The sequence below is a fragment of the Nocardioides sp. cx-173 genome (assembly GCF_021117365.1).
Lineage (GTDB): Bacteria > Actinomycetota > Actinomycetes > Propionibacteriales > Nocardioidaceae > Nocardioides.
Map to the genome: position 1 here is coordinate 536050 of NZ_CP088262.1, position 20186 is coordinate 556235.

Below are 20186 nucleotides of genomic sequence, written 5' to 3' on the forward strand. Positions count from 1 at the left end.
TGCCCGGTGAAACTCACGGCTCCCGTATGAAACTTCGTACGGGAGGCGCCAGATTCACCGGGTGCCCGGTGAATCTCGCGGATACCGCGCCCGCAGGCCCCCGGACCACACAAGCAACACCAGCAATTTGCGACACACGGGTAGACATCCGCCCCAGTACGGGGTAGCGAACCTAACCTCGGACTCGTGGACCTGAGCGCACTCATCTTCGTCGCCCTGGCAGTGGCCTGGGCCGTGTACCTGATCCCGAAGGCGCTCAAGCACCACGACGACGCCGGCCGCAGCCGGTCCGTCGAGCGCTTCTCACACACGATGCGGGTCTTGGCGCGGCGCGAGCCGACCAGCGGCAAGAGTGCGCGCCTCGTCGTGACGCCCGGGCGGCCCGCCTCCACGGCGCGGCCCGTGGTCGAGGTGCCCGTCGACGTGCGCGACACGGTGCCGGCCGTCGAGGCCGAGGTCGCTGCACCGACCCCTGCCGAGCGCCGGGCGCGCCGTGCCGCAGCCGCCCGCGCGGCCAATCGCCGCCTGCGCGTCGTCAGCCTGATCGGCCTGGCCAACCTCGTCGTGATCGCGCTCGCGGTCGGGGCGGTCGTCCCGTGGCCCTACGTCGGCATCCCGGTCGCGGTGCTCGCCCTCTGGCTGGTCGCGTGCCGGCTCATGGTCAAGCGCGAGCGCGCGGTCGACGCCCCGATCATCCGCGTCCCCGTTGTGCTCCCCGAGCAGCCGGCCGAGGGGCCGATCACCGAGGAGATCGACGTCGTCGCCGACGAGCCCCCGGCCGCGCGCGACCCCGACGCGTGGGACCCGGTGCCCGTCACGCTCCCGACGTACGTCTCCAAGGAGCAGGCCACCCGCCGCTCGGTCCGCACCATCGACCTCGACTCGACGGGCGTCTGGACCTCCGGCCGTACGGAGGCCGACAGCGCCCTCGCTCGCGAGGCCGAGGAGGCGGAGCGCTCGGCCAAGACCGCGCGCCAGGACGACGAGCGCCGCCGCGCATCCGGCTCCTGACCGATTCGGTGCCCTCCTGGGGCTGGTGATAGCGTTTCGTCCGCGCCGTCGGTGATCCCGTACGGCGTGATGGGGCTGTGGCGCAGTTGGTAGCGCGTCTCGTTCGCAATGAGAAGGTCAGGGGTTCGAATCCCCTCAGCTCCACCGAAGTCGCTGGTCAGAGGCCATGCGCGGATCCTGAGACAGGAGAAGCGCATGGCCTCTCACCTTGTGTCGGCACCAACGCGGCGCACCGTCGCCGTGAGCGAGCGCCTATGCCTCGTCGAATCTCGTGCGTGCGGCTTCGACGGCACGCATGTGGGTGGCGCTCCAGAGCAGCAGGGCGTCCACAGGGTCGCGCATCGTCTTGCCGAGGCCGGTGATGCGGTACTCCACGGCCACCGGGCGTGAGTGCAGCACCCGGCGTTCGACGATCCCGTTGCGTTCGAGTCGACGCAGGGTCGCGGTGAGCGACTTGTTGGTCACGGACGGGATGGCGCGGCGCAGCTCATTGAAGCGCGAGGGACGCTCGCACAGCGTCTCCAGCACGTGAAGAGACCACTTGTCCAACACCTGATCGAGCAACTCGCGATGAGGGGCGGTGATCTCCAGCGGGCCGCTCTGGGGCCCGGGCGCCCCGCGGTCGGTTCGGTGGGCAGGGTGGGGAGCGGTTTCCGGCATGACACCTAGTCTCGTTGAAGTTCCCTGCGGTGACCAGATATCAATGTGATACCGCCGGTCGACGCTGATCGGATCCCCACGAACAGGGAGCACCTCGTGTCCGTCCAGCTGATCAGCCCTCCGAGCCTCATGCAGCCCGTCCCGTACCACCACGTGGCGATCGCGACCGGCGCTCGCCAGGTCCACGTCGCGGGCCAGGTCGCCCGGGACAAAGACGGTTCGCCGGTCGCACCGGGGGACCTCGCCGGCCAGGTCGCGCAGGTCCTGCGCAACACCGCGGTGGGGCTAGGGGCCGCGGGCGCGGGGTTCTCCGACGTCGTCCGGCTCACCTTCTACGTGACCCAGTGGTCTCCGGATCGGATCGAGGCGTTCATGGCCGGCGTCGCGCAGGTCAGTGAGGAGCTGGGCCTGCCGAACCCGCTGCCGCCCGCTTCGCTGATCGGTGTCGCGTACCTGTTCGAGCCGGACGTGCTCGTCGAGCTCGAGGCCGTCGCCGTCCTCGACTGAGGAGCTCGACGGGCCCCGAGCTGGTGGCGTCGAACCAGTCGGGGGTGCGAGTGTCGAGCTCCGCGGCTTCGCCGGGTGTCAGGATGCGGAACGACGTTCTTCTGCAGCAGTGCGAAGAAGCTCTCCATTTAGCCGACGATCCGGATGGAGTAGACGTTCTTGATCGCGCAGACGCACAGCTTCCCCTGACCAGTGCGGTGCTCCGTGACGTCGGTCGACGGCATCGCGAAGCTCCAGGATGTCCTACGCGCGTAAGGTGCCCGCACAGAGGTAAGCCACTGTGGCAATAGCAGGAGGAGTGGCGATGAAGACCGTTGACCGACCGAGTCAGGACGTCCGAGCGGTGCGCAGCCGTTCCGCCCTGATGGCCGCGGCGCGCGAGCTCGTCGTCGACGATCCAGAGGCCGCGATCACGGTCTCGGCCCTCTGTCGCCGCGCCGAGGTCAGCCGCCCGACCTTCTACCAGCACTTCTCCTCACCCGACGAGCTCCTCGCCGCGATGATCCGCGCCCGCTTCGACGACCTGTTCGCCTCGAACGCCGAGGTCGACCGCGCCGACACGCCGACAGTCATCCGGCGCCTCCTGGCCGAGATCTGGCGGGATGCGCGCATCTACGACGTCCTGCTGGAGGGACGCCCGGCCTTCAATCAGGTTCGCTCCGCCCTGGAGCGATGGCTCATGGAGCGGCTCGCTGAGCGCTATCCCGGCACCCGCCCCAGCGACCTCGCCTTCGCGACGGGCGGCAGCGTGCGCCTCATCGTGGACGCCCTGTCGCGCGGGGATGGGGAGTCCTCGCTGGATCAGACGGCAGCTGACATGTGGCGTCTGGTGCGCCTGACTCTGGGGCTGTCGTGATGTCCGTCCAGGCCGAGCCGGTAGTGCCGGGGGAGCCTACTGGCCGTCCCTGGACCGGCCACCAGGCGCCCGCCGCAACGATGGCCCCGGGGGAGTCCCGGGGCCATCGTCGCGTCACACGGGCGCGCCATCGTCGCGTCACACGGGCGCGCCTCGGCGTCTCAGCTGGCGGCGCAGCAGATCACTGCGCGGCGAGGATGTCGTCGACCGCGGCGTGGCCGAGTGTCATTCCCTGCGCGATCGTGGCGCCCGGTCCCGGGTAAACACCCCCGAAGACGTTGCCTGCGGCGTTGCCGATCGCGTAGAGGTTCGCCATCTTCTGGCCATCGGTCTTGTACACGCGGGCCTTCTCGTCTGCTCGAAGACCGCCGCAGGTGCCGAGGTCGCCGGGGACGACCTTCATGGCGTAGTAGGGGCCCTTCTTGACGAGCGGGCGCAGGTTCGGGTTGGGCGTGTTCGTCGGGTCGCCGTAGTAGCGGTCGTACGCGGTCTTGCCACGACCAAAGTCGTCGTCCTGGCCCTGGGCAGCGAGCACGTTGAACCTCGCCACACCCGCCGGCAGATCGGCGACGTCGATCGTCTGGCCGAGCTCCTCGATGGTGTTGGCCTGGAATGCGATCTTTGCGTCGAACCATTCCTTCGGAATGCCCATCCCCGGCATCTTGACCCCGCCCATGACGTAGGACTTGACGAACTTGTCGTCGAAGATGAGCCAGGCGGGAAGGTGGGGCGGTTCGCCGTCGTCGAGACCGAGCATCGCCTCGCCTGCCCGCATGTAGTCCGTCGACTCGTTGAAGAAGCGGTGGCCGGACCCATCGACGATGAGCGTGCCGGGCAAGGAGCGCTCTGCCAGCGCCATCATCGGCGGCTGCTCGGGGTCGGGGCTCTTCAGGCCCGGGAACCACCAGCTCTTGTCCAGGAGGGTCAGGTCGAGTCCGTGCTTCTTGGCCAGGTCGATCGTGTCCCCGACGTTGCCCTTGGCGCCGAACTGCCAGCCGGCCTCGATGGCTTCGGACTGGTACTCGTGGCGCTTGTCGAGATCCCGGTCGAAGCCGCCTGCGGCGAGGATGACGGCGCGATTGGCCTTGATCCTCTGCTGCTTGCCGTTGCGCTCGACGACGATGCCGATGACCTTGTCTCCCTCGAGCACGAGGTCGACGAGCGGCGTGGAGTTCCAGAGGTGGACGCCGGCCTTGCGAGCGGCAACGAGGAGGCTGGCGGCGAGTGCCTGGCCCCCGGCTGCGTAGTCACGCTTGATGGCCAGGCCGCCGATGCCCTGGGCGACGCGGCGCGCGATGCGCCAGCTGGCCTTGTCCGGCCGCTTCACCATGAGGTTCATCCACTTGAAGTCAGAGCCGGTGATGGGCATCGGGATGGGGGCGGCGATGCCGCTGGCCTGGAGCCGCTCCCGGTCGTCCCCGAGCTTGTTGAGGTTGTAGGGGGCCGGCTCGACAGAGCGGCCCGTCGACGAGCCTCCCGGCTCGTCGGAGAAGTAGTCGGCGTACTCGCGCATGTGGATGAGCTTGACGTCGGTGTTCGCGAGGATCGCGTCGACCGTCTTCGGGGCATAGTCCAGGTGGGTCTGCCAGCGCGCCTCGGGCGCCTCTTCCCCGACCACGGTGCGCAGATAGGTCTCGGCGCGGCTGCGGGTGTCCTCCGCGCCTGACTTCCGAACGATGCGGTTGCCCGGCATCCACATGCCCCCGCCAGAGAGGGCCATCGACCCGCCGAACAGCTTGTCCTTCTCGACGACAAGGGTGGACAGCCCCTGCTTCGCGGCCAGGATGGACGAGAAGAGTCCCGTCCCGCTCCCGACGACGACGACGTCGTAGTTGTGGTCCCAGGAATGCTCCGGCATTTTCGCGGTCCTATCTTTGAGGTTGGTTCGCTCTGCGAAGGGCGCTGACGCGCTGCGCGAGCCGGTCAGCAGGTAGTGCGCTACCTGACGCGATCAGTGCACCGAGACTGGAGACGCGGACATCCCGTCGGCCACCGGCAGGATCGTTCTCGTGATGAACGACGCCGCATCGACGTGCCGGAGGGCCGGCGGCACGGCCAACTCAACCGGCTCTGCCCTGTCGGTTCACAATCTCTCTTACAACTGTAAGAGAATAGCAGGGAGGTCGCGCCGTGCGTCTGCACCCCTGCACGAGCGACCTGGCGCCTGATCCTCGGCGTTCGCGCCGATAGCCCCCGCCTACCCCCGCGAACCGTCTTCGCTCGTACGTCGGCGACGCCGACCGACGCCTTCACGATCATCGCCGCCATCGACCTGACGACCGTCGTCCACCGTCATCAGCCCAATCGGCGACCGGAGTGCTCAGGCCGGATTCCGGATTAGTGTCCCGTGGATGAGGTTCGTGAGTGCCACCAGTCCCGGTCACGGTCGGCCCAATGAGGACTTCGTCGGCGATGTGCCGGGCGCCGCGGTCTTGCTCGACGGCGCTGGCATCCGCGGCAGCGAAGCGATCTGTCGCCATGGGGTGGCGTGGTACTCCCACCGTCTCGGCGCGACCCTGCTCGCGAGGCTGGGCCGCGATGGCGAGACCAGCCTCGTCGCGGCGTTGGCCGACTCGATCGACGAGGTCGCCGGACGGCATCGCCACACCTGCGATATCGCGAACCCGAGCAGCCCGCAGTCGACTGTGTCGATAGTCCGACTCACGGGCGACCGCGCGGACGTCTTGGTGCTGGGCGACGTGTATGTCGTTCTCGACATGGTCGATGCTCTCCCGCAGGTGGTCACCGACACCCGCGAGGTCAGCGTGCGCCGCGAGTGCACGGCCGCCCTGCACGGGGTCCCCGCAGGGACCCGGGAGTATGAGCAGAGGAAGCAGTCGGTCATCGACGCGCTACGCGCTCGGCGCAATCAGCCTGGCGGATACTGGATCGCCAAGGACGATCCGCGCGCCGCGATGGAGGCGGTGACCGGCAGCGTGCCCATCGAGCAGCTCCGGGGCGCCGCGCTCCTCAGCAATGGAGCCGGGCGGATCGTGGACCCCTATCAGCTCTGCGAGTGGCCGACCGTTCTCCAGGTGATCCGCGCGCATGGCCCCCACGAGATCCTGCGACGCATCCGCGAAGCAGAGGCTGTGGGCGCCGGCTCACGTGAGGGCGTTGGCGAGCCTGACGACGCGACCATCGCCTACTGCGACCTGGTCGGACGTGTGTCCATCCGCGCGTGACCAACCTGGTGCGCACCCGTGACGGTGATCGGCCGCCATCCCGGCCGCCACGGCGAGCCGGGCGCGGCGACGCCCGCGAGGTAGCGACCGGGCGTCAGGCCGCCGACCTCGAAGCGCCCCTTTGGCGTCGGTGAAGGCGGTCGCGACGAGGTCACGCGCCGAGCTCGCCCAGCAGGCGACGCAGGGGGGCGCCGCATGCCTCGAAGTCAAAGGACCAGGTCGACCGGAACGCCTGGCGCGTCCACCCGTCCTGGGGATGCGCCACGTCGGCCGGGCTCCAGAAGTAGTGGAGGCGGGCCTGGTGGGCAGCGGCGAAGAGATGCTCGTTGCGGGCGTCGTAGGAGCTCTGGTTGAGCACGATCACGTCCTCCACCCGGTGGGCGTAGGCGAGGTTGAACATGCCCGTGCCGCCGAAGCCGGCCACCACACGTGCGCTCGAGAAGACGGCGCACTGCTCGGCGGTCGTCATGCCCGCAGGGTTCACGATCTCGAAGCCGGCGGCGGAGAGCATGGCCTCCACGTCGTCGACGTTGTGGCAGGCGCGGGCGCCACCGCGGCGGGTCACGAAGATCCTGCGGGCAGCACCCGACGCGGGTGGGTCGAAGCCGGCACGAAGCCGCTCCCAGACCCCGGCGATGTCCGGGTGGACGTGGAAGGGCTGGTGGTTGTGCCACATCGGGGTGGCCGCGATCAGCGATCCCACGCGGACGGCGCCCGCGACGGGGACGATGTCGTCCGCCGCGACGCCGAAGGCCTGCAGCACGCTGAAGTCGGGGTACTCCCGCGGCCTGCCGAGGTGACGACGAGGCACGCGGAAGAGCAGCTTGAGCTCCGGCTCGGAGGCCTTCGCGATCGGCCAGCCCCAGAGCTTCGAGATGCCCTCGGTCATCAGGTGCCCGTAGTGCCCGCTGTTGACGTAGTCGAAGTGGAAGTAGGAGCCCTCGAGCTCGGTGTGGTCGTGCGGCGCGACGGGTCTGCGCAGGCGGACGTAGTCGTGTCCGACGTCGTGCAGCCGGGGATGCATGAGCCTCGGTGCGTCGTACCACCGGAAGGAGTCGGGCAGCACGACGCTCTCAGCGAGAGCCAGCGCGCCGTCGTGGAGGCGGATGTCGCCCTCGTAGCGCCGCAGGTACAGCGCGGGGGAGTCGAGGACCGACTCGGGCAGCGGGGCGCGCGTGGCGGGTCCGTACGACGACACGGGGAACTCGGCCCCTCCCGTGGTGGCGGGCAGGATCGCCAGCTCGACCGCCGTGGTCCCCGTGGCGCGCCTGGTGACGAGCTCGGTGGCGTCCTTGTGGCGAGCCTTGAGGAGATGGTCGACGCCGACCGACACCCCCACCACAGCTCGGCCGAGCAGGACCCCGCTCGCCGCCGTGGCCAGGTCCTTGCCGCCCCTGCTGAGGCCGGTCAGCTCGTGGCGGGGTCTGCCGATCTGCGCGTCGATCCCCTCCAGCCAGGTGACGAGGCTGCGCCGTCCGGGCCGGAGGGCCTGGCGGTCGACGAGGTAGGCGCCGCCCGCGCGCACGCTCCCGACCGCGAGCGGCAGCAGGTCGATGTGCCTGCCGGGCCGAGCCGGCGCGAGGTTGACGACGACGTCGACCGGCGCCCGCCAGCGCAGGTCCGTGGTGAACGCGGCGCGCGCGCCCTTCACCCTCACCACCGAGACCCGGTCGTCCCCGAAGACCTTCCGCACCGACCGGACCCGCGCCGAGCGCTCGTCGCGCGTCAGGACGACGACCTGGCCCGCCGTGGTCCCGGAGCGGTGCAGCAGCTGCTTGAGGTCGTGCCGGAACCTGTGCTCAGAGCCGAGCTGCCTGATCCCCACTGGGTCCCCCGATGCGGTCCGGCAAGCAACTCTGCGTCACACCTGCGTGCCTGGCAAGGCCCACGGCTCGCTCGCGGCGGCGGTACGCCGGGCGGCACATGAGCCGTCCCGACGCGGGTACCAGCCGCGCATGGACACGACGAGCCAGGACCTGACCGGACGCGTCGCGCTGGTGACCGGCGGGGGGAGCGGCCTGGGGGCCGCGATCTGCCGCCACCTCGCCGGCCGCGGCGCTCAGGTGCTGGTGGCCGACGTCAACGAGGACGGCGCCCGGCGTACGGCGGACGAGATCGCCGGCAGCGGCGCCCCGGGCAAGGCGGAGGCGGTGGTGCTGGACATCACCGACCCCGCGGCCGTCGACGCGGCGATCGAGGAGGCCTCGCGGGCCCACGGCGCCGCGTTCGACTGCCTGGTCAACAACGCGGGGACCGACCGGGGCGCGGACCTGGTCGACGTGGACGACGACCAGTGGCACGGGGTGTTCGCGGTCAACGTGCACGGCCCGATGTACCTCAGCCGCGCCTTCGTGCGACACCTGCAGCGCGTCGCGGACGAGGGCGTCCTCGGGGACATCGTCTGCGTGGTCTCGATCTCCGCGCTCACCGTGGGTGCGGGCGCGGGGGCCTACAACTCCTCGAAGGCGGCGCTGCTCAAGCTGACCGAGGTGATGCAGACCGAGGCGCGCGAGCGTGGGTGGCCGGCGCGCGTCAGCGCCATCAACCCCGCGGCCATGGCGACGCCGATGATGGACCAGTGGGGGCTGCCCCCCGAGAAGATGATGGACCCCGCCGTGGTGGCCGGGCTCGTGGGCACGGCCATCTCCCTGCCGCCCGACGTGGTGCTCCAGAGCCTCGTCGTCACGACCCGGGTGGAGGCCTACCCCCGCTGACCGACCCGCTCGTCCTCGAGCATCCGGCGCCGGTCCTCGACCCGGCGCGGCAGCAGGCAGCGGCGGCGCAGCGCCCCAGGGAGGCGGGGCACGGCGTCCGCAAGAGCGGCGGAGCCGGTGCGCGAGCCCGCGAGCTCGCGGGTCAGGTCCCGGACCTGCGCCCACGGCCGGCGCATGACCGCGGTGAGGAGCCGGTTGCGAGCGATCCGCACGCGCCGGGCCTGCGGATCGTCGCGCCTGGGCGACGGGTGGTGATGGGCGACGACGTCCTCGACGTACGCGAGTCCCCAGCACGCCGCGGCGAGGTCGAGCGCCAGCCGCTCCTCCTCGCCGGCGAAGAAGACGACCTCGTCGAAGCCGCCTGCGTCCAGGAACGCCGAGCGCCGCACCACGGCGCCACAGGCCACGAAGCCCAGGACGGGCGGCCCGGGCAGGTCCACCGCGCGCGGCAGCGGCGACGCGGCCATCTCGCGGCACACCGGGTCCAGCTCTCCGGTCTCGCCCACGAGGAGGCGCGCGGCCAGCACGGCCAGCCGGGGTGAGCGGTCGAAGTGGGCGGCGGCCCGGTCCAGGGAACCTGGCGCCCACCAGGAGTCGTCGTCGGAGAACGCGACGTACGGCGTGTCCGCCGCCTCGACGCCGACGTTGCGCGCCGCCGCCCCGTGGTTGCGGTCCAGCTCGATGACGCCGATGTGAGGGAACCGCTCGCGCACCCGACGTGCGGTGCCGTCGTCGGAGCCGTTGTCCACGAGCAGCACCGGGCCGGCGTGGCGCGGCAGCGTGCGCTCGAGGTCGGACCACCGGTTGCGCGTGACCACGACGGTGGTGACGCTCATCGCCCGACCTCGCCCTCGAGGAGGACGTCCCAGTCGTCGAGGAACCGCTTGAGCCCGTAGTGGTCAAGCGCGTGGCGCCGCGCGGCCGCGCCGGTACTCGCGGCGAGGGCCGGGTCGGCGACGAACGCCGCGGCCGCCGCGGCGACCTGATCCGGGCGGGTGGCCACGACCCCGGTGTGCGGGGGCACGGCGAGCACCGCCTCGGTCGTCGCCAGGGCGACCACGGGCATCCCGAGGTGCATGGCCTCCAGCAGCGAGAGGCCCAGCGACGTCCAGCGGGCGGTGTGCACGTAGACGCGCCTCCGCGCGAGCTCGTCGTGCATCCGGTCCTGCGGCAGGTCCTCGTAGACGCTCAGTTGATGCGGTGGCAGTCCGGTGGCCGCCGGGAGCAGGTCGACCCGCATGCCGAAGACGTCCACCCCGGAGGTCCGCGCCAGCAGCGGGACCAGGTCGGTGCCGACGGAGCGGCCGCGGCGCACGGGGTCGTTGATCGCGACCGCGGCCCGGGCGATCTCGCCGGTGTAGCGGTGGCCGGGGTCCACGATGCCGTGGTCGACGACCACCGTCCGCGCGCTCCCGCAGTCCCAGAACAGCTGGTTGAAGCCGGTCACGTGGGCGAGCAGGATCTGGTCCTGGTCGGCCAGGGGATGCCGGGTGTCCGGTACGTCGCCGGCGGGGGTGTTGTGCTCCACGTAGACCGCCGGCAGGTCGCGCCCCGGCCGTCGACCCAGCCACCGCTCGGCGAGGTCGAGCTCGTGCGGGCGCTGCAGCACGACCAGGTCGACGTCCAGGTCGCGCAGGTCCTCCGCGGCGACCTCCCGCACGCTCGCCGGCCAGTCCCAGGTGCGGGCGCGGCCGAGCCCGTCGGGGCCGCGGTCCGCGGTGACGGGGACGACGTACTCGTGGGGGCCCTGGACGAACGACGTCGTCCATGACCCGTGGACGTGCCACAGGAGGATCCGCACCCCGCGCCAGTGCCCGGGGTCGCCGGCTTCATGCCCGAGGCGGGCACCACTTCACCCTTTCGGGTGCCGTTTGGGGCGACGGCTCAGGGGAACCGCCTCTGTCTGCTGCGAGAGGAGACGACGTGAAGGTGCTGGGTGTCAACGCCCTCTTCCACGACCCGGCCGCCGCCCTCGTCGTCGACGGACAGACGGTCGCCGCCGCGGAGGAGGAGCGCTTCTCCCGGCGCAAGCACGGCCATCGTCCGGTGCCGTTCGCCGCCTGGGAGCTGCCCGAGCAGGCCGCGCGCTGGTGCCTCGAGCAGGCGGGTGTGGACGTGTCCGACCTGGACGCGGTCACCTACTCCTTCGACCCGACGCTGGCCCGCCCGGCCGAGACGCTCGGCCTGCACGACCCGTGGGACCACCTGCGCCAGACCTACGCCCGCCAGGCGCCCCAGTTCCTCGCCAGCTCCCTGCCCGGGCTCGACCCCGCCGCCGTCCGGTTCGTTCGGCACCACGTGGCCCACGCGGCCTCCGGCGCGCTGGCCTCGCCGTACCGGGACGCCGACGTGCTCGTGCTCGACGGGCGTGGGGAGTGCGCCAGCCACCTGGCCGGCCGCTACGAGGGAGGCCGGCTCACCGTGCACGCCACCCAGGAGCTGCCCCACTCGCTCGGCCTGCTCTACGAGGAGCTGACCGAGCACCTCGGCTTCCTCCGCTCCTCCGACGAGTTCAAGGTCATGGCGATGGCGTCCTACGGCACGCCGCGGTTCCACGACGAGATCCGGGCCCGCGTCCGCACGGACGACCGCGGTGGCTTCGCGACCGACCCGATCGCCTGGCACACGATGGCCAAGCCGCTGCGCCCGGGCGAGGAGTGGGACCAGGACCACGCCGACCTGGCCGCCTCGGTGCAGGCACGCCTGGAGGAGGTCCTGCTGGAGCTGGCCCAGTGGCTGCGCAGGCGCACCGGCGGGGATCGTCTCACCCTGGCCGGTGGCGTCGCGCTCAACTGCGTCGCCAACACCCGTCTGCACGCTGAGAGCGGGTACGACGAGGTGTGGGTGCAGCCCGCGGCCGGCGACGCCGGGACCGCGCTGGGCAGCGCCCTGCACGTGGCCGCCGAGGAGGGCGACGAGATCCGGCCGATGCCGGGTGCGGACCTCGGTCGCGGCTGGAGCGACGAGGAGATCGAGGCGTACCTGCGCACCGCGCAGGTGGACTTCGAGCGCCCCGCCGACGTGGCCGTGGAGGTCGCGGAGTGCCTGGCGGCGGACGGAGTGGTCGCGTGGTTCCAGGGCCGCAGCGAGTACGGCCCCCGCGCGCTGGGGCACCGCTCGCTGCTGGCGCACCCGGGTCGCTCGGCCAACCTCGAGCGCCTCAACGACGTGAAGGGCCGCGAGCAGTTCCGCCCGGTCGCGCCGATGGTCCTGACCGAGGGTGCCTCCCGGATCTTCAGCCGCGGCCCGCTGCCGTCGCCGTACATGCTCTTCGTGCACGACGTGGCGCCGCAGTGGCGCGAGCGGATCCCGGCCGTCGTCCACGTCGACGGCACCGCTCGGGTGCAGACGGTGGACCGTGACGACGAGCCCCTGGTGGCTCGGATGCTCGAGGCCTTCGAGCAGCGGACCGGGCTGCCCGTGGTCATCAACACCAGCCTCAACACCGCCGGGCGGCCGATGGTCGACGACCCGCGCGACGCCCTCGAGTGCTTCGGGTCCGCCCCCGTCTCGCTGCTCGCCATCGGCCCCTTCGTCGTCCGCCGACGACCACCGGGGCGATGACCCCGTCGACCACCACCGTCGTCGTACCGACGGTGGGCCGCCCCACGCTGGCCGTGTTCTTCTCGGCACTCGCCCGACAGAGCCGACCCGTCACGGCGCCGGTGATCCTGGTCGACGACCGCCCCTCCGGCCCCGACCTGGCCCAGTGGCTCGCGCAGGAGGTCCCGCACCACGGTCTCGACGTCCGGGTGCTGCGCGCGGGCGGCGGCGGACCGGCGCGCGCCCGCAACATCGGCTGGCGGCACGCGCGCTCGCGCTGGGTCTCCTTCCTCGACGACGACGTCGTGCCCGACCGGGACTGGTACGAGACCCTCGCCGACGACCTGGCGCGGGCCGAGGCGCGCGACTGCGTGGGCAGCACCGGCCGGGTGCGCGTGCCGCTGTCCGGGCACCGGCCGCCGACCGACTGGGAGCGCAGCACCGCCGGCCTGGAGACCGCCCGCTGGATCACCGCCGACCTCAGCTACCGCCGCGACGCGCTCTCGGAGGTGGGTGGGTTCGACGAGCGGTTCCCGCGCGCCTTCCGCGAGGACGCGGACCTGGCGCTGCGCCTGGGCGGGGAGCGGCGGATACTCGACGGAGCCCGGTGGATCACCCATCCGGTGCGGCCGGCCGACGACTGGGCCAGCCTGCGACAGCAGGCCGGCAACGCCGACGACCTCCTGATGCGGGCGGTCCACGGTCGTGACTGGCACCGCCGCGCGGGCGCGCCGGTGGGTCGTCGACCCCGGCATCTGGCCGTCAGCGCCGCGGCCGCCGTCGCGCTGGCCGGTCTGGTCGCCCGGCGTCGCGCGGTCGCGCTCGCCGGACTGGCCGCCTGGACGGCCGGCACGGCCGAGCTCGCGTGGGCCCGGATCGCGCCGGGGCCCCGCGACACTGACGAGGTACGGCGCATGGTGCTGACCAGCGCCGCGATCCCACTCGCCGCGACGTACCACTCCGCGCGCGGCGCCCTGCGCCACCGTGGCGCTCGGCCCTGGCGCGGCCTGCCGGAGCTGGTGCTCCTCGACCGCGACGGCACCCTGGTCCACGACGTGCCCTACAACGGCGACCCCGCGCTGGTGCGCCCCGTCGACGGCGTCCGCGAGAGCCTCGACCGGCTCCGGGCGGAGGGGGTCCGCCTCGCCGTCGTCACGAACCAGTCGGGGGTCGCCTCGGGGCGCCTCACCCGCGAGCAGGTGGACGCGGTCAACGCCCGGGTCGAGGAGCTGCTCGGACCCTTCGACGTCGTCGAGGTCTGTCCGCACGGCCCCGCCGACGGCTGCGGCTGCCGCAAGCCGGCGCCCGGGATGCTCAAGCGCGCCTGCGCGGAGACCGGGGTGGACCCCGGCCGCGCGGTGATGATCGGCGACATCGGCGCCGACGTCGAGGCCGCCTCGGCGGCGGGCGTCTCGGCCGTTCTCGTGCCGACCCCGGCGACTAGAGCCGAGGAGGTCGCCGCGGCGCGCCGCGTCGCCCCGTCCTTCGCGGCGGCCGTCTCGAGCATCATGGCGGGCGAGTGGTGAGCCGGGTCCTCGCCGTACGACTCGACAGCCTGGGCGACGTGCTCGTCACCGGGCCGGCGGTCCGGGCGCTGGCCGGCGCCGCGGAGCACCTGACCCTGCTCTGCGGCCCCCGGGGCCGCGCCGCCGCCGAGCTGCTCCCGGGCGTCGACGAGGTCCTCTGCTGGCGCGCGCCGTGGGTCGACCCCGACCCCGAGCCGGTGCGCCCCGAGCACGTCGAGGACCTGCGGGCGGCGCTGGCCGCGCGCCGGTTCGACCGGGCCGTCGTCTTCACCTCCTTCCACCAGTCGCCGCTGCCGACGGCGCTCGTGCTGCGCCTGGCCGGGATCGCGTGGGTCGGGGCGATCTGCGAGGACTACCCCGGCTCCCTCCTCGACGTGCGCCACCGCCTTCCCGACGACCTGCCCGAGCCGGAGCGCGCCCTGTCGCTGGCCGCCGCGTGCGGCGCCCCGCTGCCGCCCGGCGACGACGGCCGGCTGGCCGTGCGGGGGGTGGCGGCCCAGGCGGCGCCGGTGCCCGAGCCGCCGTACGTCGTGCTGCACCCCGGCACGTCGGTCCCGGCGCGGGCCTGGCCGCCGGACCGGTTCCGCGAGACGTGCCGGCGCCTGGTGGACGACGGGCACCGGGTCGTCGTCACCGGCGCCCCGGGCGAGCGCGGCCTCACGGCTCGCGTCGCCGGCGCCAGCGGCGCCCTCGACCTCGGCGGGCGCACCAACCTGGTGGGCCTGGCCTCGGTCCTCGCCCACGCCCGGGCCGTGGTGGTCGGCAACACCGGCCCCGCGCACCTCGCGGCGGCCGTGGGCACCCCGGTGGTCTCGCTGTTCGCGCCGACGGTCCCCGCGGTGCGCTGGGCGCCGTACGGCGTGCCCCGGGTGCTGCTCGGCGACCAGACCGCGCCCTGCCGCGACTCGCGTGCCACGGCCTGCCCCGTGCCGGGCCATCCCTGTCTCGCATCCGTCACCCCCGACGACGTGCTCTCCGCGGTGGTGGCCCTCAGCGCCCCACCCGTCGCGGAGCCGGCATGAGGAGAAGGAGGACACCATGAGGATCGCCCTGGTCTCCGAGCACGCGAGCCCGCTGGCCGCCCTGGGCGGGGTCGACGCCGGTGGGCAGAACGTCTACGTCGCGGCCCTCGCCGCCGGGCTCGCCGGGTCGGGCCACGACGTCACCGTCTACACACGCCGCGACAGTCCCGGCGGCCCGGCGCGGGTCGAGGTGGCCGGCGGGTACGCCGTCGAGCGGGTCCTGGCGGGCCCGCCCACGGAGGTGCCCAAGGACGACCTGCTGCCCTACATGGACGCCTTCGGCGACCAGCTGCGCGCGCGGTGGCTCAACGAGCCGGTCGACCTGGTGCACGCCCACTTCTGGATGAGCGGGCTGGCCTCGCTGCGCGCCACCCGCGGTCTCGAGGTCCCGGTGGTCCAGACCTTCCACGCCCTCGGCTCGGTCAAGCGACGCGAGCAGGGCCCCGCCGACACCAGCCCCGCCTCGCGCATTGACCACGAGCGTCGGCTGTGCCGCGAGGCGACGCACGTGGTCGCCACCTGCACCGACGAGGTGGAGGAGCTGCGGTCCCTGGGCCTGGAGTCGGGACGGGCCAGCGTGATCCCGTGCGGGGTGGACGTACGCCGCTTCCGCCCGGGGCCCCGTGGCGAGCGCGGGGACCGGCACCGGCTACTGGTCATCGGGCGCCTGGTGGAGCGCAAGGGCGTCGGGAACGCCATCGAGGCGCTGGCGAGGATCCCCGACGCCGAGCTCCAGATCGCCGGCGGGCCGCGTGCCGACGCGCTGGACGCCGATCCCGAGGTGCACCGGCTGCGCCGCCTGGCTCGCCGCCTGGGCGTGGCGGACCGGGTCCGCTTCCTCGGCAGCGTCGACGCCTCGGACGTACCCGACCTGATCCGCGCCAGCGACGCGGTCGTCGCCGTGCCGTGGTACGAGCCGTTCGGCATCGTGCCGCTGGAGGCCATGGCCTGCGCTCGGCCGGTGGTGGGCACGGCCGTCGGCGGGTTGCTCGACACTGTGGTCCCGGGCCACACCGGCGAGCTGGTCGCGCCCCGGCGACCGCACGAGCTGGCCCGCGTGCTGCGCGAGCTCCTCGACGACCCGGCACGACGGGCCGCCTACGGCCGTGCCGGCCGGCGCCGCGCCGTCGAGCTCTACGACTGGCGTCAGGTCGTGGCCCGCGCCGAGGCGGTCTACCACGCACTCGCGGGCACGACCGTCCGCCCGACCACGGAGGTGCTCCGATGACCGCGACGAACCGACGCCCGCGGCACACGCCGTGCGACCACGAGCACCTGCACGAGCTCACGCTGGCCCTCGACCGGTTCGCCCCCTGCGTGGACCTCGTCGACGACTGGGGCGTGCGGCTGGCCCGGGTGCTGGCCGGGGGCGGTCGCCTGCTGGCGGCCGGCAACGGCGGCAGCGCGGCCCAGGCCCAGCACCTGACGGCGGAGCTGGTGGGCCGCTACCGCGAGGACCGGCCGCCGTTCTCGGCGATCTGCCTGAGCGCCGAGACGTCGAGCCTCACCGCCATCTGCAACGACTACCCGGCCAGCGAGCTGTTCGCCCGCCAGGTGGAGGCGCACGGCCGCCCGGGCGACGTGCTCGTCCTGATGTCCACGAGCGGCCGGAGCGAGAACCTCGTCGCTGCCGCCCGCCGTGGGGTCGCCGCGGGCCTGGAGGTCTGGTCGATGACAGGGGCGCTCCCCAACCCCCTGGCCGAGCACTCGACCGAGAGCTGCGCGGTGGACGCGCCCTACACCGCCACCGTGCAGGAGCTGCACCTCGTCGCCCTCCACATCCTCTGCGCGGCCCTCGACCGCACCCTGGAGGTAGGGGTCTCGCGCACCCGCAGGAGCCCCGCCGAGCTCGCCGCCGCCCGCGGCCTGGGGGCCTGACGTGGCGGGCCCCCTGGTCGTCCTCGGCGACTCCCTGCTCGATGCCGACCTGTCCGGCACGGCGAGCCGGCTCACCCCGGACGCCCCGGTGCCGGTGCTCGACCGGCTGGAGGAGGTACGCCGCCCCGGCGGCGCGGCACTCGCCGCCGCGATGGCGGCCCGCTCGGGCCACGACGTCGTCCTGGTGACCGCCCTCGCCGACGACGCGGACGCCGCGGCGCTGGCCGAGCTGGTGGCCGAAGCCGGGGTCCGCCTGGTGCCGGTCGGCCACGACGGCGCCACCGTGGTCAAGCGCCGGGTGCGTGCCCGCGGTCAGAGCCTGCTCCGGTTGGACAGCGGGATCGCCGGCACGCCGGCCGACCTGGGGCCCGACGCGCTCGAGGCACTGGCCGGCGCCGGTGCCGTGCTGGTCTCCGACTACGGCCACGGGCTCACCGGCAGCGACACCGTACGGCGCGCGGTCGCCGCCGCGGCTCGCCGGGCGCCGGTGGTGTGGGACCCACACCCGCGCGGCTCGGCCCCCGTCGCGGGCTGCCGTCTGGTGACGCCCAACCGGGACGAGGCCTCCCTCCTGGCCGGCCGGTCCGGCCTCCTCACCGAGGGACGCACCGGGCTCGCCGCGATCGCCGACGAGGCCGCCGCGCTGGTCCGGGCCTGGGCGGCCCATGCGGTCGCGGTGACCCTCGGGCCCGACGGCGCCCTGCTCTCGCACGGCGAGACCTCGCCGTCGGTGGTCCCCGCGCCGGCCGTGCGCGCCGGCGACACCTGCGGTGCCGGGGACCGCTTCGCGAGCGCCGCCGCGGTGGCGCTGGCCCGCGGTGCGGTGACGCTCGAGGCCGTCCAGGAGGCCGTGCTGGCGGCGGCCGACTTCGTCGCCGGCGGGGGCGCCGCCGGACTCGCGGTCTCCGGTTCGTCCGCACCCGCGCCCGATCCCCTGGCCGCGGTCCGGTCGGCGGGCGGCACGGTCGTCGCGACCGGCGGCTGCTTCGACCTGCTGCACGCCGGCCACGTCGCCACCCTCGAGGCCGCCCGTGCCCTGGGGGACTGCCTCGTGGTCTGCCTCAACTCCGACGACTCCGTCCGCCGGCTCAAGGGCCCCGGGCGGCCGCTGGTCCCTCAGCAGGACCGCGCCCGGGTCCTGGCGGCGCTCGCGCCGGTCGACGCGGTCCTCGTCTTCGAGGAGGACACCCCGGCGCAGGTTTTGCGCGGCCTGCGCCCCGACGTCTGGGTGAAGGGGGGCGACTACGCCGGTGCCGAGCTGCCGGAGGCCGCGCTGCTGCGGGAGTGGGGTGGGGTCTCGGTCGTCGTGCCGTACCTCGACGGCCGGTCGACCACCCGCCTGGTCTCCACCGCCGCGGCCCGGGCGGCGGAGCGGTCGTGAGCCCGCGGGTCCTGGCGCTGCGCGCGCTCGGGCTCGGCGACTTCCTGACCGGCGTCCCGGCGCTGCGCGGGCTGCGCCGCGCGCTGCCCGGCCACACCATGGTGCTGGCCGCGCCCGAGGCGCTGCGACCTCTGGCGGAGCTCAGCGGCGCCGTCGACCGGCTGCTGCCCACCGGGGAGCTGGAGCAGATCGCCTGGCCGGGCGCACCGCCGGAGGTGGCGGTGGACCTGCACGGCAACGGGCCGGAGACCAAGCGACTGCTGGAGGTCCTGCACCCGCGGCGGCTGGTGGCCTTCGCCGGCCCCGTTGGCGACGGAACCCGGCTGGCGGGACCGCGGTGGGATCCCGACGAGCACGAGGTGCGCCGCTGGTGCCGGCTGGTGGATGCCGCGTTCGGGGGGCACGCCGACCCGGAGGACCTGCTGCTCGCGGCCCCGAGCCGCCCCCCGGCGGCCGTGGGGGCCGCCGTGGTCCACCCGGGAGCCGCCTCGGCGAGCCGGCGCTGGCCGGCCGAGCGGTTCGCCGCGGTGGCGCGGCACCTGGCTCGGTCGGGGGAGCGGCCGGTGGTCACCGGCTCTCCCGCAGAGGCGGCCCTCATCGAGCGGGTGGTGGCCCTGGCCGGCCTGCCGCCGGAGGCGGCCCTGGGCCCGACCGACCTCGCCGGTCTGGCCGCCCTGGTCGCGCACGCCCGGGTGGTCGTGTGCGGTGACACGGGCGTCGCGCACCTGGCGTCGGCGTACCGCACGCCCTCGGTGGTGATCTTCGGGCCCACGCCACCGAGCCGCTGGGGGCCGCCCGCCTCGGGGCCGCACACGGTGCTCTGGCGCGGGAGTGGGGTCGGCGACCCGCACGGCTCCCGGCCCGACCCGGCCCTGCTGCGAGTCAGCGTGCCGGAGGTGCTGACGTCGCTGGACGGCGCCTTGTCCCGGACGACAGCTGCTGGGTGACCCACTCCACCGTCCGCTTGAGGCCCACGTCGTTGGGCGTCATCGGGCTCCAGCCCAGCCGCTCCCGGGCGACGGTCAGGTCGGGTCGGCGCAGGCGGGGGTCGTCCTCGGGCAGCTCGATGAACCGGATCTGCGAGGACGACCCGGTGAGCGTCAGCACGGTGTGCGCCAGCTCGAGCATCGTGGTCTCGTCGTCGTTGCCGATGTTGACCGGCCCCTGGAGGCCGGACAAGGCCAGGCGCAGCAGCCCCTCCACGGTGTCCTCGACGTAGCAGAGCGACCTCGACTGGCGGCCGTCCCCCGCGACCGTGAGCGGCTCCCCGTCGAGCGCCTGCTGCACGAAGGTCGGCACCACGCGGCCGTCGGCCACCGCCATGCGGGGACCGTAGGTGTTGAAGATCCGGGCGATCACGGTGTCGACGCCGCGGTGTCGCCGGTACGCCGCGGTCGTGGCCTCGGAGAAGCGCTTGGCCTCGTCGTAGACGCTGCGCGGGCCGATCGGGTTGACGTTGCCCCAGTAGTCCTCGGGCTGGGGGTGTCGCGCCGGGTCGCCGTAGACCTCCGAGGTGGACGCGAGCAGGAATCTCGCGCCGTGCTCCGCCGCCAGCTCGAGCGCGTTCGTGGTGCCGACGCTGCCCACGCGCAGCGTCTCGAGCGGCAGCCGGAGGTAGTGCAGCGGCGACGCCGGAGACGCCAGGTGGAAGACGAGGTCGACGGGACTGGTGACCGGCACGCAGTCGCAGACGTCGGCCACCACCAGGTGGAAGCCGGCGCGCTCCCTCAGGTGGGCCACGTTGTCGCGGTGGCCGGTCAGCAGCGAGTCGACACAGACCACCTCGGCGCCCTCGGAGAGCAGCCGCTCACACAGCCAGGACCCCACGAAGCCCGCACCGCCCGTGACCACCGCTCGCGCTCCCACCAGCCCCTGGCTCACCCGCGCGTCCTTCCGTCGCTCG

The 20186-nt window shown here is 73.6% G+C and carries 18 protein-coding genes and 1 tRNA gene; 13 read left to right on the forward strand and 6 right to left on the reverse strand.

Features of this window, described 5'->3' with window-relative positions:
• Positions 1-186: 186 nt before the first annotated feature.
• Both sepX and LQ940_RS02495 read left to right on the forward strand, forming a co-directional pair.
• Entirely contained in the window at positions 187-1011 is an 825-nt protein-coding gene (sepX, locus tag LQ940_RS02490) for a divisome protein SepX/GlpR (protein ID WP_231245089.1), read from the forward strand.
• 71 nt (positions 1012-1082) lie between these two features.
• Positions 1083-1155: transfer RNA gene (locus LQ940_RS02495), tRNA-Ala, on the forward strand.
• Positions 1156-1263: 108 nt separating this feature from the next.
• Here the strand turns inward: LQ940_RS02495 and LQ940_RS02500 are convergent.
• Positions 1264-1671 carry a winged helix-turn-helix transcriptional regulator gene (locus LQ940_RS02500; RefSeq protein WP_231245090.1) on the reverse strand — a complete coding sequence of 136 codons (408 nt, stop codon included), beginning with the start codon at positions 1669-1671 and terminating at the stop codon, positions 1264-1266.
• 96 nt (positions 1672-1767) lie between these two features.
• Between LQ940_RS02500 and LQ940_RS02505 the strand changes: the two genes are divergently transcribed.
• Both LQ940_RS02505 and LQ940_RS02510 read left to right on the forward strand, forming a co-directional pair.
• Positions 1768-2178: a RidA family protein gene (locus LQ940_RS02505; protein ID WP_231245091.1), complete on the forward strand. Its 411-nt coding sequence runs from the start codon at positions 1768-1770 to the stop codon at positions 2176-2178.
• Between the two features lie 304 nt (positions 2179-2482).
• Positions 2483-3034, forward strand: coding sequence for a TetR/AcrR family transcriptional regulator (locus LQ940_RS02510; RefSeq protein WP_231245109.1), 552 nt, complete (start codon positions 2483-2485; stop codon positions 3032-3034).
• A 181-nt stretch (positions 3035-3215) separates the two neighbouring features.
• Here the strand turns inward: LQ940_RS02510 and LQ940_RS02515 are convergent, their stop codons facing one another.
• Positions 3216-4892 (reverse strand): FAD-binding protein, encoded by a 1677-nt coding sequence (locus LQ940_RS02515; protein ID WP_231245092.1) that lies wholly within the window; start codon positions 4890-4892, stop codon positions 3216-3218.
• A 493-nt stretch (positions 4893-5385) separates the two neighbouring features.
• On the opposite strand from LQ940_RS02515, the gene LQ940_RS02520 reads away from it, so the two are divergent.
• The gene (locus LQ940_RS02520; RefSeq protein WP_231245093.1) at positions 5386-6219 is read left to right on the forward strand and encodes a protein phosphatase 2C domain-containing protein; all 834 of its coding nucleotides are present in this window, start codon (positions 5386-5388) and stop codon (positions 6217-6219) included.
• Positions 6220-6370: 151 nt separating this feature from the next.
• Here LQ940_RS02520 and LQ940_RS02525 read toward each other — a convergent pair whose 3' ends face one another.
• Entirely contained in the window at positions 6371-8044 is a 1674-nt protein-coding gene (locus tag LQ940_RS02525) for a glycosyltransferase family 61 protein (protein WP_231245094.1), read from the reverse strand.
• A gap of 130 nt (positions 8045-8174) precedes the next feature.
• On the opposite strand from LQ940_RS02525, the gene LQ940_RS02530 reads away from it, so the two are divergent.
• Entirely contained in the window at positions 8175-8933 is a 759-nt protein-coding gene (locus LQ940_RS02530; protein ID WP_231245095.1) for an SDR family NAD(P)-dependent oxidoreductase, read from the forward strand.
• Here the strand turns inward: LQ940_RS02530 and LQ940_RS02535 are convergent.
• Entirely contained in the window at positions 8921-9769 is an 849-nt protein-coding gene (locus tag LQ940_RS02535) for a glycosyltransferase family 2 protein (RefSeq protein ID WP_231245096.1), read from the reverse strand. The two genes, LQ940_RS02530 and LQ940_RS02535, sit on opposite strands and share 13 nt — an antisense overlap.
• The gene (locus LQ940_RS02540) at positions 9766-10734 is read right to left on the reverse strand and encodes a glycosyltransferase (RefSeq protein WP_231245097.1); all 969 of its coding nucleotides are present in this window, start codon (positions 10732-10734) and stop codon (positions 9766-9768) included. Before LQ940_RS02540 ends, LQ940_RS02535 begins: the two co-directional genes overlap by 4 nt.
• 122 nt (positions 10735-10856) lie before the next feature.
• Here LQ940_RS02540 and LQ940_RS02550 point away from each other — a divergent pair, with 122 nt between their 5' ends.
• Genes LQ940_RS02550 through LQ940_RS02580 form a run of 7 tightly spaced genes read left to right on the forward strand, consistent with a single transcriptional unit; the run spans position 10857 to position 19230 of the window.
• Positions 10857-12497, forward strand: a complete 1641-nt coding sequence (locus tag LQ940_RS02550; protein WP_269217227.1) for a carbamoyltransferase family protein — start codon at positions 10857-10859, stop codon at positions 12495-12497.
• Complete coding sequence (locus LQ940_RS02555) at positions 12494-14002, forward strand: HAD-IIIA family hydrolase (protein ID WP_231245098.1); 1509 nt, start codon at positions 12494-12496, stop codon at positions 14000-14002. Before LQ940_RS02550 ends, LQ940_RS02555 begins: the two co-directional genes overlap by 4 nt.
• Positions 13999-15024: a glycosyltransferase family 9 protein gene (locus LQ940_RS02560; RefSeq protein WP_231245099.1), complete on the forward strand. Its 1026-nt coding sequence runs from the start codon at positions 13999-14001 to the stop codon at positions 15022-15024. The genes LQ940_RS02555 and LQ940_RS02560 overlap by 4 nt, the downstream gene beginning before the upstream one ends.
• Positions 15025-15040: 16 nt before the next feature.
• Complete coding sequence (locus tag LQ940_RS02565; protein ID WP_231245100.1) at positions 15041-16252, forward strand: glycosyltransferase; 1212 nt, start codon at positions 15041-15043, stop codon at positions 16250-16252.
• Positions 16249-16902 (forward strand): D-sedoheptulose-7-phosphate isomerase, encoded by a 654-nt coding sequence (locus LQ940_RS02570; RefSeq protein ID WP_231245101.1) that lies wholly within the window; start codon positions 16249-16251, stop codon positions 16900-16902. Before LQ940_RS02565 ends, LQ940_RS02570 begins: the two co-directional genes overlap by 4 nt.
• 1 nt (position 16903) lies before the next feature.
• Complete coding sequence (locus tag LQ940_RS02575; RefSeq protein ID WP_231245102.1) at positions 16904-18283, forward strand: PfkB family carbohydrate kinase; 1380 nt, start codon at positions 16904-16906, stop codon at positions 18281-18283.
• Positions 18280-19230 (forward strand): glycosyltransferase family 9 protein, encoded by a 951-nt coding sequence (locus tag LQ940_RS02580; protein WP_231245103.1) that lies wholly within the window; start codon positions 18280-18282, stop codon positions 19228-19230. The genes LQ940_RS02575 and LQ940_RS02580 overlap by 4 nt, the downstream gene beginning before the upstream one ends.
• Here the strand turns inward: LQ940_RS02580 and LQ940_RS02585 are convergent.
• A complete protein-coding gene (locus tag LQ940_RS02585) occupies positions 19166-20164 on the reverse strand; it encodes an NAD-dependent epimerase/dehydratase family protein (RefSeq protein WP_231245104.1) in 999 nt (332 codons plus the stop codon). The two genes, LQ940_RS02580 and LQ940_RS02585, sit on opposite strands and share 65 nt — an antisense overlap.
• Positions 20165-20186: the final 22 nt, after the last annotated feature.

What these genes read in the sequence shown, in the direction of transcription:
- LQ940_RS02500 (WP_231245090.1), bottom strand. Translation starts at nt 1,671, where the DNA reads ATGCCGGAAACCGCTCCCCACCCTGCCCACCGAACCGACCGCGGGGCG.
- LQ940_RS02510 (WP_231245109.1), top strand. Translation starts at nt 2,483, where the DNA reads ATGAAGACCGTTGACCGACCGAGTCAGGACGTCCGAGCGGTGCGCAGC.
- LQ940_RS02515 (WP_231245092.1), bottom strand. Translation starts at nt 4,892, where the DNA reads ATGCCGGAGCATTCCTGGGACCACAACTACGACGTCGTCGTCGTCGGG.
- LQ940_RS02520 (WP_231245093.1), top strand. Translation starts at nt 5,386, where the DNA reads ATGAGGTTCGTGAGTGCCACCAGTCCCGGTCACGGTCGGCCCAATGAG.
- LQ940_RS02530 (WP_231245095.1), top strand. Translation starts at nt 8,175, where the DNA reads ATGGACACGACGAGCCAGGACCTGACCGGACGCGTCGCGCTGGTGACC.
- LQ940_RS02535 (WP_231245096.1), bottom strand. Translation starts at nt 9,769, where the DNA reads ATGAGCGTCACCACCGTCGTGGTCACGCGCAACCGGTGGTCCGACCTC.
- LQ940_RS02555 (WP_231245098.1), top strand. Translation starts at nt 12,494, where the DNA reads ATGACCCCGTCGACCACCACCGTCGTCGTACCGACGGTGGGCCGCCCC.
- LQ940_RS02565 (WP_231245100.1), top strand. Translation starts at nt 15,041, where the DNA reads ATGAGGATCGCCCTGGTCTCCGAGCACGCGAGCCCGCTGGCCGCCCTG.
- LQ940_RS02570 (WP_231245101.1), top strand. Translation starts at nt 16,249, where the DNA reads ATGACCGCGACGAACCGACGCCCGCGGCACACGCCGTGCGACCACGAG.